Genomic DNA, 13,107 nt, shown 5'->3' on the forward strand with positions numbered 1-13,107 from the left:
CGCTCATACGCCGCAGCCGTCACATTCGCATCCGCAGCCACCTCGGCAGGCGGCGCAAACCGCCGCTCCTCCTTGAGCAAATTGGCCAGGCTCTCGTTGCTCACGACTTCTCCCTTTCCCAGGGCGCTCTATGTGCCTATGTGTCCCAGGCCATAGCTCATCAGCCAGATGCCCGGGTGACAAGAGGTCTCCGGGGAATGGTTTAGACCTGTCGAGGTTCGAGTCGTGGGTCGACGAAGAGCCGAGCCGTGGGCTTCCGGACGGGACAGCGGCCCCTCCTCCCCGGGCGGTGGGAAGGAGGGGTCACACGTTCTCACGGCTGCCGCGCCGGGTTGGTTCAGGGCGCGCCCGATGGGTCGCAGGCGGTCAAGCGGGTGTGTGCTCGAGGGCCTGCGGCCCGGGAGCCACCCGGTCGAAGACCTCTTCGGCACAGCCGGGCGCTTCGTCGCCGGCGAGCAGATAGGCCTGCGCCTCACCGACGTGGAAGTACATCCCGTGCAGCTGAAGCGTGCCCGTTCTGAGCCCGCGCGCCACCGCCTCGTGCGCCCGCAGGTGCTCCAGCTGCTGGACCACATTGGTCAGGCACAGTTGCTCCACCGCATCGGCCGGCAGCCTTCCGGCGATCCTGGCCCAGGAGTGCTGCCGGGACTTCATCCGCTCAAGACTGGGCTGCCCGTGCCGCAGCCAGCGCTGCAGCGGAGTCCCGGAGCCTCCGCCGCCCTCCGGACTGTTCAGCAGGGCCTGCATCGCCCCGCAGCCGGAGTGGCCGCAGACGGTGATCGATTCCACCTGCAGCACGTCCACCGCGTACTCGATCGCGGCCGCGACCGAGTCGTCGCCGCTCTCCTCGCCGGGTCTGGGCACGAGATTGCCCACGTTCCGCACGGTGAACAGATCGCCGGGGCCGCTGGCGGTGATCATGCTCGTGACGAGCCGGGAGTCGGCGCAGGTCAGAAAGAGCTGGGAGGGCCGCTGCCCTTCTCGGGCGAGCCGGGCCAGCTCGTCACGCACCAGGGGTGCCGTATTGCGCTGGAAGGAGCTGAGCCCGCTGGCCAGTTGCTGCTTGGAGTCCGTCGGCTGCTGCTCGGGGGCTGCCGCGGGGTGCTCCCCGCAGTGGTGGTTCCGCCAGGGCGTCCATGGCCTGCAGCACGCGTGCGACTCGGGGGCGGGGTCGGCGATCCGGCCGCCGGAGCGGCCCGTGAACTCGACCTTTCCGCCGTGTGTTTCATGGGCAGCCTGCCAGTCGTGTAGCGCCTCGTAGGCCGCATGGTCCATGAACGACCCGTCGAGCTCCACAACGGTGTCCGCGTCGGGCGGTACCTGTCCGAGGATCCGGCTCAGCCGGGGCACGGCCAGGAACGTCAACTGTCCCTGCACCCGCACCCGGTGGATCCCTTCGCACTCCTCCATGGTGATCCGCGTCCTGGTCAGCCGGTGCAGCGCGACCGCGACGGCCACCGCGATGCCGATGGCGACACCCTCCAGTACGCCGGTGAGCACGACGGCGGCCGTCGTGGCCACGTAGACCGGCATTTCCCGGTTCCGCTGCACGGTGCGCATATGGGTGATGTTGACCATCTGGATACCGACAGCCATGACCAACGCGGCGAGCGCGGCCAGGGGGATCAGGTCCAGGAGGGGCACCAGCAGCAGGGCGGCCACGGCGATCCACAGGCCGTGGAGCATGGTCGAGTGACGGCTGACGGCGCCGGCCGACACATTGGCCGTGCTGCGCACGGCAACGCCGGTGACCGGAAGTCCGCCGAGCGCGCCGGACACGACGTTCGCCGCACCCTGCCCCCTGAGCTCGTGGTCGAGGTGGGCACGGGGGATGTGGACGTCGGGCTCCTTGCGAGCCGCGATCAGCTTGTCGACGGCGACCGCGGAGAGCAGCGACTCGACGCTGCCGACCAGAGTGATGGTCAGAACGGCGGCGAGAAGTCCGAGCACCGGCCCCTCGGGGAGCTCGGGCAGGGCATGACTGCGCCAGGACGGCAGGTCGACGCGGGGCAGACTGAGCCCGGCGAATGTGGCCAGTGCGGTGGCTGCTACGACCGAGGCGAGAGCGGCGGGGATCTTCCGCACCACGCGGCCGGTGCGTCCCGGGATGCGTGGCCAGGCGAGCAGCACGGCGATGGTCAGGATGCTGACCGACAGCGCGGCGATGTGGAGATCCGCCAGCTGGTCCGGCAGGCCGATGACGTTGTCGAGCGCGGAGCTCTGCGGGCTCCCGCCGAGAACGATGTGCAGCTGGGCCAGGGCGATCGTGACACCGATGCCGGCCAGCATGCCGTGGACGATCGCAGGACTGACGGCGAGAGCAGTCCGGGCCACTCGTAGGGCGGACAGGGCGAGTTGGGTGAGGCCGGCGAGCACGGTGATGGCGCAGGTCGTGCGCCAGCCGTAGCGCTGGATCAGATCGGCCGTGACCACGGTGAGCCCGGCCGCCGGGCCGCTGACCTGGAGCGGGGCTCCGCCGAGAAGGCCGACCAGGACACCGCCCACTGCGGCGGCGACGAGTCCTGCCTGCAGGGGCGCTCCGGTGGCCAGGGCGATGCCGAGGGAGAGAGGCAGTGCGATCAGAAAGACGCTGATCGAGGCGGACAGATCGGCGCCCGCAATCCGGAAGCGGGCGCCGGGGCCGTGGCCACCACCGGGACGCCGGTGAGGCACGGGTGCGGATGCAGATGCCTGTGCCGGCGGGCTGTGCGGGCGCTGGTAGCGGGTGGTGTCGGTAGCGGTGTGCTCGGCCCGTGTGGAGCCGGTGCCCTGATCGTCGGGCTCACGGTCCGGACGGTTGGTGCGCGGGGGGAAGCAAGCAGACATGTTTTCCCGTCTCCTCCGGGGCTGCGCGGTCGCGGATTGTGGGGGTCGCGGCCGTGGGTCACGGCGTGCAGTGGCGGGATGGTCGGGCCGAGCCTCGACTCGCCCGACAGCCCATGCGGCGATCGGACTGAGTCTCAACTCTCGGTAAATGGATCGTAATGCTGAGTAAAGACTGCGGCATGATTTTCGGGGCAAATAGGGCATTGGTTCACCCGATCCAGTGATTAGTCATCCTGGCTCGGCTTGTCGCGCTCCCCCCTCGCCCCCCTGATGCGAGCTTCTCGGCATGGGCAGAAATATCAGCTGATAAGCATCAAATCACTGCAAATGAGGGAAGAGGTGGATGGATGCCGGCCGCCACGAGGAAGTTCGCATTCGGCGCTGCCGTCACGGCGCTCGCCGTCGGACTCGCCGGATGTTCCGGCGCCGGCGGTACCGGTTCCGACGCCCGTTCCGGGTCCGGTCCGCTCCAGGGTCCACCGGGTGCGAAGCAGGGTGCCGCCGCGCCCAACAGTCCGGCCCGCCTCATCGGCGACGGCTCCACCGCGTACACCGGAGCCCAGCCGGGACTGCCCAGACCCAAGCGCCTGAAGCCGGGTCAGCAGCCACCGCAGTTCGTGGTGTTCTCGTGGGACGGAGCCGGCGAGGACACCCAGCAACTCTTCTCCCACTTCCGCGAGGTGGGCCGGAAGTACGACGCGACCATGACCTACTTCCTGAGCGGCGTGTATCTGCTGCCGGAGGAGAGGGCGACGTTGTACGACCCGCCCCAGCACTCACCCGGCCGCTCCGACATCGGCTTCAACGACATCCAGGGGATCAGGGACACCGTGCGCGAACTGCGCGGTGCCTGGCTCGAGGGCAACGAGATCGGCACCCACTTCAACGGCCACTTCTGCGGCCCCGACGGCGGCGTCGGCACCTGGTCGGTCGAGGAGTGGGAGAACGAGATCGGCCAGGCCAAGTCCTTTGTGAAGAACTGGAAGACCAACGCCGACCTCGCCTCCGAGCCGCCGCTGCCCTTCGACTACGAGAACGAGCTCATCGGCGCACGCACGCCCTGCCTCGAGGGCCGCAAGAACTTCATGCTGGCCGCGAGCGAGCTGGGCTTCCGCTACGACGCCAGCGGCGGCGGCGAGCAGGTCTGGCCGGACAAGGAACTGGGTCTCTGGGACCTCCCGCTGCAGATGGTCCCGGTCCCGGGCCGCGCCTTCGAGACCCTGTCCATGGACTACAACTTCATGGTCAACCAGTCCGAGGTCACGCAGGGCGACCCCAACATGTACCAGTACTGGGGCGACCAGATGCGCGACGGCCTGATCCGGGCGTTCGACCGCGCGTACGAGGGAAACCGGGCCCCGCTGGTCATCGGCAACCACTTCGAGTCCTGGAACGGCGGCACGTACATGCGCGCCGTCGAGGAGACCATCGCGGCGGTGTGCGGCAAGCGGGACGTGAAGTGCGTGTCGTTCCGGCAACTCGTGGACTGGCTCGACGCACAGGACCCGGAGGTCCTGGCGAGGCTGCGGACGCTCGGAGTGGGTGAGGCGCCGAGGGAGGGCTGGGAAGCCTTGATGACCCCCCGGTCCGACGGGGCCGCGTCGCCGGGTTCCGCCTAGGCGCTCGACCGCGATGCGCCACGGTCCGGGGGCGCGAGTGCGCCCCCGGACCCGGGTGCTCCGCCGGACCGGTGCTGATTCGGCGTCGCCCGCCCGACCCGGTTCTGCCCGGGTCAGGCGGGCTGGGGGGCGCCGGTCCGCGAGGCGCGCTCCCCGAGCACGAAGGCGGGGTCGACCTGCGCGGCCAGGTCCGCCCCGGTCTTCGCGTTGCCCCAGCTCTCCGCGTTCTTCAGATGGAAGTGCACCATCTGTTGCGTGTAGCGCTCCCAGTCGCGGCGTCCGTACGACTCGTCGGCCGCGCTCCGCAGTGTGTTCAGCGCGGCGCGGTTGTGCTCCTCCAGCCGGTCGAAGCGGGGCGCGCGGCCCTTCTCCATCGCCCGCACCCAGTCCGAGTGGCCGACGGCGACCAGCAGGTCGTCACCCACCTGCTCGTGAAGGAACTCCAGATCGTCCGGACCCTGCACCTTGTTGCCGACGACCTTGAGCGAGACACCGAAGTCCCTCGCGTACTCCTTGTACTGCCGGTACACGGAGACGCCCTTGCGCGTCGGCTCAGCGACGAGAAACGTCATGTCGAAGCGGGTGAACATCCCGGAGGCGAAGGAATCGGAACCGGCCGTCATGTCGACCACGACGTACTCGTCCGGGCCGTCGACCAGATGGTTGAGGCACAGCTCCACCGCTCCGACCTTCGAGTGGTAGCAGGCCACCCCGAGATCGGATTCGGTGAACGGCCCCGTCACCATCAGCCGGATCTCGCCGCCGTCCAGCCGGACGGACCTGGCGCACGCCGCGTAGACCGGGTTGTTCTCGCGGACGCGCAGCAGCCGTGACCCCTCGCCGGGAGGCGTCGTCTTGATCATCGTCGTGGCCGAGGAGATCCGTGGATTCGTCCCGCGCAAGTAGTCCTTGATGAGCGTGAGGTGTGCGCCCATCGCGGGCAGCGACCGGGCCTCGTCCTCGTCGAGGCCCAGGGCCGGTCCCAGGTGCTGGTTGATGTCGGCGTCCACCGCGACGACAGGGGCCCGCTGTGCCGCGAGGTGGCGGATGAAAAGTGAGGACAGCGTGGTCTTGCCGCTGCCGCCCTTCCCTACGAAAGCGATCTTCATGTTCACCAACGGTAGCCGTTCGGTTGCCGGGAGTGGTTGCGGGGCGTGAAGAAGACCACTCCAACGTGGGGCGCGGGCCCGAGGCGCGTAGCCTCCCTACTTATGAGTACGAACCCCTCCGACCCCTTGGCCGCACTGGGCGCGCTGCCCGGGGTCGTGGAAGCCGTGGATTCCGTGCGCAAGGCGGTCGACCGGGTCTACGGGCACCGGGTCATGCGCCGCCGCAGCAATGAGGTCGCTTCGGAGGCGGCGCTCCGGGGGGCGCGCGCCTCAGCCGCGCTCTCGGGTGCCGACTGGGCACTCGAGGAGGTGCGACGGCGCAGCGATTTCGGCGCCGAGGACGAGGCGCGTACCGTCGGAGCCGCGCTGAGGCTGACCGCCGAGTCCGGTCAGTTGCTGTCGATCTGGCGGCAGTCTCCGCTGCGGGTGCTGGCGCGGCTGCATCTGGTGGCAGCGGGCGGCGCGGCGCCGGACGAGAGGGTGGGCCGGCCGCGGCTCGCGGGTGAGACGGTCGACGAGCCGCTCATCGCTGCACCGCTCCCGGACGCGGACGAGGTGGCCGGGCGGCTCGACGGGCTCTCCGGGCTGATCATTGCGGGCAGTTCGGCCCCGGCGCTGGTGATGGCCTCGGTCGTCCACGGCGAACTGCTCGCGCTGCGCCCGTTCTCCTCGTCCAACGGGCTGGTCGCCCGGGCCGCCGAGCGCATCGTCCTGGTGGGAAGCGGACTCGACCCCAAGTCGATCTGCCCCGCCGAGGTGGGCCATGCGGAACTCGGCCGCGCGGCGTACATCGCCGCCTTCGACGGCTATCTGTCGGGAACGCCGGAGGGGATGGGCGCCTGGATCGCGCACTGCGGCCGAGCGGTGGAGCTGGGTGTGCGGGAGTCGACCGCGGTCTGTGAGGCCCTGCAGAGGGGTGCGGCCTGACCGCGGTTGCGGCTGCCGGCCACGCGGCTCCCGGGCGGTGCCTGCGGGAGCGGACCGCACAAAGGGTTGCGGCGGTACCGGAATTGGTACCGCCGCTGGCATGACCACCCAGTTACCAAGCGTCCTCGATATGTTGCCCATCAGGTCGGAAACTTTGTCCGTCACCTGGTGCGGCTGGCCCGTAATCGACGGGTCGACGTCGCGTGGGTGCTAGGCGTCCATGCTTCGGTCCGTGGGGCCTTTGTTGCGTAGAAGGTGATCCTCTCGGATGTCCCAGGTCTCGCGGGCCGTTGAGTCCTTTGTACTCCAGCGGCACGTCAAGCGGAACCCCTGGCTGCACTTCTTTACTTTTAGGTTCAAATACGGGTAATGGAGCCATTGCGACGCCGGCTCGCGTACCAGACGAGTCCGGCGGTGGCCGCTGCCGCACCGATCGCAGCCGCCGCGACCAATGCGGGACGCGGCGGCAACGTGAGTGCGGGGATTCGTTGTTTCAGTCGTACCGGTCGGTTGAAAACGAGAACCGGCCACCCGCGGGACGTGGCCTCCCGACGCAATGCCCGGTCCGGGTTGACCGCGTACGGGTGACCGACTGACTGCAGCATGGGGACATCGGTGATGGAGTCGCTGTAGGCGTAACAGCGCGACAGGTCGTACCCCTCGGACGCGGCAAGTTCCCTGACCGCCTCGGCCTTGGTCGGCCCGTACGCGTAGTACTCGATCTCACCGGTGTAGCAGCCGTCGTCGCCGACGACCATCCGGGTCGCGACGACACGGTCGGCCCCGAGCAGCTCGCCGATCGGTTCGACGACCTCCGAGCCGGAGGTGGAGACGATGACCACGTCGCGGCCGGCGGCGTGGTGCTCCTCGATGAGAGATGCCGCCTCGTCGTAGATGATCGGGTCGATCAGACCGTGGAGGGTCTCGGCCACGATCTCCTTGACCAGACGAACGTTCCAGCCTTTGCAGAGCGCGGAGAGATACTGGCGCATCCGCTCCATCTGGTCGTGGTCCGCGCCGCCTGCGAGGAAGATGAACTGGGAGTAGGCGGTCCGCAGTACGGCACGCCGGTTGATCAGTCCTCCTTGGTAGAAGGACTTGCTGAAGGTCAGCGTCGATGACTTCGCAATGACCGTCTTGTCCAGGTCGAAGAAGGCTGCTGTGCGCGGCAAGGAGTGGTTTTCCACGACGTTGAGCATAGGCGCCCACCATTCGGCGTAAGCTGCGGCGTGTGGGTTTGCCTGAGAAGGCTCTCGGGTACACCATGGAAGTCACGGATCGTTCGCGACCGTGCTAACCCGGTCCGGCTCCTCCCCCCCCGAGTCGGCCGTGGGGACGACCCCCGCTCTCCCCCCCGGCGGGGGTCGTCGCATGTCCGGACCCGTTTTCTCCGCTCCTGGCCGACCGTCTCGGCGCTTTGACCGGCTTGTGTCGCTTGATGGGCACCGCCCTCCGACACCTCCAGTCCGTCACGCTGTGTAGTCGCTTTGCTGCGCTGTGGAAGTCATACCGGAAGTCACCGGTATGGGCTACCGGGATATTCACATGCGGTGAGTTGTCCACAGTTTTGGAGCAAGATCCACGCGATTTTCCTGCGCAGTCCACGGTGATTCCGTCCGTGAAGTTCACGGACCGAAGGAATCGCAGATCCGGGCCGGGTGCGCCGGCCCGTGACATCCACCGCGTGGGCGTGGTGAGAGGGGGAGAAATCGTGGCGGGTTCCATCACATCCGATACGACCGGCACATCCGGTGCTTCCAATATGTTCGGCCGGTATCGAACATTCGGTGCATCCGGCCCACCCCCCGGCCCGCCCGGGGCAACGGACGCGCTCGATGGGCCCGGTGTGTCCGGTGCGTCGTCGGTGGCCAGGGTGGAGGGCGGGACGTCCTCGGTGTCCAGCACCCCGGATGCTCCTGCCGAGCGGCAGTTCAGCGATGAACGCCGCGAGGGTCCTCTGATCGTCACGGAGGACCTGGAGCTGCTCGACGATCTCCTGCGGCTGTGCGCGGCGGCGGGCGCCGAGCCGCAGGTGCACCATGCGGTGCCCGAGGGAAGGCGGAGTTGGGAGAGCGCGCCACTCGTGCTGGTCGGGGACGATGCGGCGGCCCGCTGCGCAGGAGCCTCGCGCAGGCGCGGTGTCCTGCTGGTCGGCCGGGACCAGGACGATCCACAGGTGTGGCGACGGGCCGTGGAGCTCGGCGCGGAGTGTGTGGTGAGGCTGCCCGAGGCCGAGGGCTGGCTCGTGGACAGGATCGCCGATGTGGCCGAAGGCGTCGGACGCCCTGCCCTCACGGTCGGCGTGATCGGCGGCCGGGGCGGAGCGGGAGCGTCCACACTGGCCGCCGCGCTCGCCGTGACGGCCGCCCGCGAAGGGCGGCGCACGATGCTCGTCGACGGTGATCCGCTCGGCGGCGGTCTCGACGTCCTCCTGGGCGGGGAGCAGGTCCAGGGCAGGCGCTGGCCAGATTTCGCGGCGTCCAAGGGCAGGGTGGCGGGCGGCGCCCTCGAGGAGTCGCTGCCTTCGGTGCATGGGCTGCGGGTGCTCAGCTGGGACAGAGGCGATTCGGTGCTGGTGCCTCCGGAGGCCGTGAGCTCGGTGCTGGCGGCGGCGCGCAGACGCGGCGGAGCGGTGATCGTGGATCTGCCCCGCCGGGTCGACGAAGGTGTCGCCGAGGCGCTGGCTCAGCTGGATCTCGGGCTGCTGGTCGTGCCGGGCGAACTCCGTGCCGTGGCCGCGGCGAGGCGTGTCGCGTCGACCGTGGGCATGGTGCTCGGCGATCTACGGGTCGTGGTGCGTGGGCCGTATGCGTCGGGACTGGACGAGCAGTGGGTGGCCGATGCACTCGGACTGCCACTGGCGGGCGAACTGCCTGTGGATGCAGGACTGTTCGCCGACCTGGAGGGCGGCATCCCGCCCGGTGCCGTCGCACGCGGGCCACTGGCCCGGTTCTGCTCGGCTTTCTGGGAGCAGGTACTCGCCGGCGGTGGCACCTCATGACCGCGATGCTGCTCGAAGCGGTGAGGCAGCGGCTCGCCGAGAGCGGCGCGGAGCCGACACCGGCCAGGGTCGCGGCCGCACTTCGGGCACAGGGGCGGCTTCTCGGGGACGCGGAGGTGCTCGGCGCCGCGGAGGAGCTGCGCTGCGAGCTGGTGGGAACAGGGCCGTTGGAGCCGCTGCTCGCCGACCCTGACGTCACGGACGTGCTGGTTTCCGCGCCGGACCGGGTGTGGGTGGACCGTGGCGGCGGGCTCCAGCTCACCGACATCACATTCTCCGACGCGGCGGCCGTGCGCAGGCTGGCGCAGCGGCTCGCGGCGGTGGCGGGGCGGCGGCTGGACGATGCCAGGCCCTGGGTGGACGCCAGACTCCCGGACGGCACCCGGATGCATGCGGTGCTGCCACCGGTGGCGGTCGGCTCGACATGTCTCTCGCTGCGGGTGGTGCGTCCCAGGGCCTTCTCGCTGAGCGAGCTCGTCGCGGCGGGGACGGTACCGCCGGGCGGCGATCGGCTGCTGAGGGAGCTGATCGAGGCGAGGGTCTCCTATCTGATCAGCGGTGGCACCGGCTCGGGCAACCCCAAGGATGGATTAGGGCACCTCTACTGAGTGATCACTTTGCAGCCGTCCGTAGTGCGATGTCGCGCCTCTCTGGCCTGCACGTTTTCCCCCTGCTTCGAGGGTGCCGCCCGCCCCGCGTCACGTGCCTTGGATTCCAAGGTGCGTGCGACACCCATCGAGGTGTGCTGGCGCAGTGGGCGGTGCAGGGTGGAAGAGGGGCCTATCTGACGCGAGACCAGGAGGTGAGATCGATGGTGCAGATTCCGATCGAAAGGGTGGCGCCCGGCATGCGCATCGGTCTGACGCAGGTAGTGACCGATGTCGAGCCAACTGGTAGCGACACCTACCGCTTGGTCACCCGGTTCGTCGACACCGAAGAGCTCGGTATCCCGCCAATGGAGCGCACCTACCCTCGCGGCGCCATGATCTCTATCGAGGATGAAGGGAACCGCTGAAAGGACTTCGCGTCGACACACACAGGAGCCCCGGCCAGCCGGGGGGACGGCGGGCCGGGTCGGTCTGAGGTCAGCTACACGCAGACGCCGGCAGCGATCACACTCTGCGCCTGGCGCATCAGCTCGGCGTCGTCGAGAGTGAGCCTGCCGACGTGCAGCCGGTCGTATCCGTACATCGTCTTCCCCAGCTCCACGGTCCTATCGGTCTGCAGCGTCCACACGGCGGCCTTCAGCTCGCGCGTGCCCGGCTTGGGCATGCCGCGGCCGGACCAGCCGGTGCAGATCAGCCAGCAGGCGTCGGCGAAGCCGGAGCCGTTCGACGATCCGTACAGTCGCTGCGGCTCGTGCCGCGCGGCGACGTCCATCAGGGACACGTCCGGGACGCCTGGAACGGGCACGTAGCCGACGACCGCAGTGTCGCCGAGCTCGCCAGCCGCCGTGTACGCGAGCACGCAGTACTGGTCGGGCCACATGTGGAGCAGGGGCAGTACGGTCACCCTGCCTGCGCCCGTCACGGTTCTTGCCACGTTCCTCGTCCCCTCGTTCGGTAGGTGGCCCGGCACCCCCAGGAGTGCCGGGCCGGTGGTGCGTCACACGGTGGGCGTCAGCGGTTGTACTGGCGGCCGTCGTCGGAGTCGCCGGTGGGCGGGTTGCCGCCCTTGCCGTCGTCCTCGCCGCCGCCGTTCTTGACCACATCCAGGCGATACCGCATGGTGACCTCCGGTGTGCTGTCAACGAGGAGTCCCTCTCCTCGTCGTCGTGCACTTGCGATGGGCCCGCCCATGGGGTTGGGCCCGCCCGTCTCGGTCGCGGTCCTGCCAGGGAGAAGCGACCGAGGCGGGGGCTTGTGGCCCCGCCCGCTGCCACAAGTCGCCGCATTGACAGCGGGCGGGGAGTCTCAGTGGCGCGGCTGTGGCGGGCACACGAGGTGGAAGTACACGACGCAGCCAGGGCCTGAGGCGGAGTGGATGTCTCGCCGCTCGTACTGCTGGTCGCGGCGGATGCCTTCATGGCACTTTGCGCAGATCACGACCGGCCGCCCTTCGGGCAGGTGCGGCAGGCGCGGGGGTACCAGCGGGTGCGCGTACCGCCGCGGCGGAAGTAGTGCTCGCCCTCAACGTCGACCGCAGTCTGCGGGGTGAGGACGATGCCGCAGTGGACGCAGTCCATGCCGCGCTGCTGCCGCTGCGACAGTCTGCCGACCGGCGGGAGCGCGCGGCCTGTGGCGTTCTGTGTACGTCCGGTAGTCACAGGTGGATGATGGCTCTGCACGTCGAGACGGAAATAGGCCGCGGGATGGCCACGTGCGGCCATGTTGCGGCCACGGCCGAAGGCGCGATCGATGACACCTCACACTGGGCGGATGGGCCGCAACGATGCGCTGAGAGCAGCCCGCTTACGCAAAGGCTGGCGAACTGTCGAGGCCGCTGCCGCAGGCCTGCAGCAGCACGGGCAGCAGCTCCTCGACGATCGTCAGTTCACCGTGTCCGCCCGGACATGGCGCAGGTGGGAGAGCGACCGCCCCGGCTGGCCAGCCGAAGAGACCGCGATCGTGCTGCACGATGTGCTGGGACGCTGGCCCGAGGACCTGGGGTTCACTACCCCGCCGGGATGGATCCGGCCAGAGCACCACCGCGAGGACGACGTGAAGCGCCGCGCATTCGTATCAGTCACTGCTGCCGCCCTCGTCCCCGGACCCGCGGCGCCGCAGCATGTTGACCCTGCCCTGATCGACTACTTCCAGCAGCAGCTCGAGGGGCACTACCGAGCGGACATGTTCCTCGGTCCGCACGACCTGATCGGCACCGTGTCTGCGCAGTACCAGCTGATCGACAAGCTGATCCGGTCGGCGAAGGGCGAGACCCGCCGCGGCCTGCTCCGTGTCGGCGCCGCCTACGCCGCCCTTGTCGGCTGGTTGTACCAGGACGCTGGCGACATGGACGGTGCCGCGTTCTGGCGCGGGGTGACGCAGGAGATAGCGATGCGCTCCCGCGACCCGCATCTCATCGGCTACAGCCTCGTCAACCAGGCGCAGGTCCGCACCGACCTGGGCGATGGGCCAGCGGTCATCGACCTGTGTGAGGCCGCGCTCGATGAGGGCAGCCGTCTCGTGCCGAAGGTGCGCATTATGGCGATGCAGCAGCAGGCCCACGGGGCGAGCCTCACCGGTGACCGCAGTTCCGTCGACCAGCTGCTCGACCGGGCGGGCGGTCTTCTCGGTCGCGTTGACGACGACCTGCCGTGGGGTAACGCGTGTCGGCGCACGCCTGGGTACCTGGAGGTGCAGCGGGCCACCTGTTACGGCCGTCTCGGGCTCGGTTCCGAGGCGGTGTCGCTGTGGTCACAGGTGCTTGCCATCGTTCCGGAGACTGCCCGACGGGACCGGGGCGTGTACCTGGCCCGGCACGCCACGGCGGCAGCTGCAGCGCGGGAGCCGGACCATGCGTTGGAGATCGCCCGAACTGCGGCGACGATCGCGGTTGAGACGCGATCCGCCCGGATGCGCAGGGAGTTGGACACGCTGGAGCGGGCTATGCGGCCGTGGCAGGATGCTCCGGTCGGCCGGGACCTCGCCGAGGTGCTGGCGCCTGTAACGGAGGGGAGCTGACC

Annotated in this window: 10 protein-coding genes and 2 pseudogenes; 6 read left to right on the top strand and 6 right to left on the bottom strand. The window is 69.3% G+C overall.

Going from position 1 to position 13,107, the window contains the following annotated elements:
* Nucleotides 1-317 (bottom strand): annotated as a pseudogene (locus tag AC068D_RS32140) (hypothetical protein); the annotation flags it as partial.
* A gap of 49 nt (nucleotides 318-366) precedes the next feature.
* On the bottom strand, nucleotides 367-2,826 hold the full coding sequence (locus AC068D_RS32145; RefSeq protein WP_478826658.1) for a bifunctional SulP family inorganic anion transporter/carbonic anhydrase: 2,460 nt from the start codon (nucleotides 2,824-2,826) through the stop codon (nucleotides 367-369).
* Nucleotides 2,827-3,173: 347 nt separating this feature from the next.
* On the opposite strand from AC068D_RS32145, the gene AC068D_RS32150 reads away from it, so the two are divergent.
* Nucleotides 3,174-4,445, top strand: a complete 1,272-nt coding sequence (locus tag AC068D_RS32150; RefSeq protein ID WP_478826659.1) for a polysaccharide deacetylase family protein — start codon at nucleotides 3,174-3,176, stop codon at nucleotides 4,443-4,445.
* Between the two features lie 113 nt (nucleotides 4,446-4,558).
* Here AC068D_RS32150 and AC068D_RS32155 read toward each other — a convergent pair whose 3' ends face one another.
* Nucleotides 4,559-5,554 (bottom strand): ATP-binding protein, encoded by a 996-nt coding sequence (locus AC068D_RS32155; protein WP_478826660.1) that lies wholly within the window; start codon nucleotides 5,552-5,554, stop codon nucleotides 4,559-4,561.
* Between the two features lie 102 nt (nucleotides 5,555-5,656).
* On the opposite strand from AC068D_RS32155, the gene AC068D_RS32160 reads away from it, so the two are divergent.
* Nucleotides 5,657-6,481, top strand: coding sequence for a Fic family protein (locus tag AC068D_RS32160; protein ID WP_478826661.1), 825 nt, complete (start codon nucleotides 5,657-5,659; stop codon nucleotides 6,479-6,481).
* Nucleotides 6,482-6,837: 356 nt separating this feature from the next.
* Here AC068D_RS32160 and AC068D_RS32165 read toward each other — a convergent pair whose 3' ends face one another.
* Nucleotides 6,838-7,680, bottom strand: coding sequence for an HAD family hydrolase (locus AC068D_RS32165; protein ID WP_478826662.1), 843 nt, complete (start codon nucleotides 7,678-7,680; stop codon nucleotides 6,838-6,840).
* Between the two features lie 695 nt (nucleotides 7,681-8,375).
* On the opposite strand from AC068D_RS32165, the gene ssd reads away from it, so the two are divergent.
* From ssd to AC068D_RS32180, 3 genes and pseudogenes are all read left to right on the top strand, one after another.
* On the top strand, nucleotides 8,376-9,482 hold the full coding sequence (gene ssd, locus AC068D_RS32170) for a septum site-determining protein Ssd (RefSeq protein WP_478826663.1): 1,107 nt from the start codon (nucleotides 8,376-8,378) through the stop codon (nucleotides 9,480-9,482).
* A pseudogene (locus tag AC068D_RS32175) lies at nucleotides 9,479-10,057 on the top strand (ATPase, T2SS/T4P/T4SS family); the annotation flags it as partial. The gene ssd and the pseudogene AC068D_RS32175, both read left to right, overlap by 4 nt.
* A 236-nt stretch (nucleotides 10,058-10,293) precedes the next feature.
* Nucleotides 10,294-10,497, top strand: coding sequence for a hypothetical protein (locus AC068D_RS32180; protein ID WP_478826664.1), 204 nt, complete (start codon nucleotides 10,294-10,296; stop codon nucleotides 10,495-10,497).
* Nucleotides 10,498-10,571: 74 nt separating this feature from the next.
* Here the strand turns inward: AC068D_RS32180 and AC068D_RS32185 are convergent, their stop codons facing one another.
* Both AC068D_RS32185 and AC068D_RS32190 read right to left on the bottom strand, forming a co-directional pair.
* Entirely contained in the window at nucleotides 10,572-11,024 is a 453-nt protein-coding gene (locus tag AC068D_RS32185; RefSeq protein ID WP_478826665.1) for a hypothetical protein, read from the bottom strand.
* 499 nt (nucleotides 11,025-11,523) lie between these two features.
* Nucleotides 11,524-11,748 carry a hypothetical protein gene (locus tag AC068D_RS32190; RefSeq protein WP_478826666.1) on the bottom strand — a complete coding sequence of 75 codons (225 nt, stop codon included), beginning with the start codon at nucleotides 11,746-11,748 and terminating at the stop codon, nucleotides 11,524-11,526.
* A gap of 112 nt (nucleotides 11,749-11,860) precedes the next feature.
* On the opposite strand from AC068D_RS32190, the gene AC068D_RS32195 reads away from it, so the two are divergent.
* Nucleotides 11,861-13,105: a Twin-arginine translocation pathway signal gene (locus AC068D_RS32195; protein ID WP_478826667.1), complete on the top strand. Its 1,245-nt coding sequence runs from the start codon at nucleotides 11,861-11,863 to the stop codon at nucleotides 13,103-13,105.
* Nucleotides 13,106-13,107: the final 2 nt, after the last annotated feature.

Source organism: Streptomyces sp. NPDC043861, assembly GCF_056435905.1.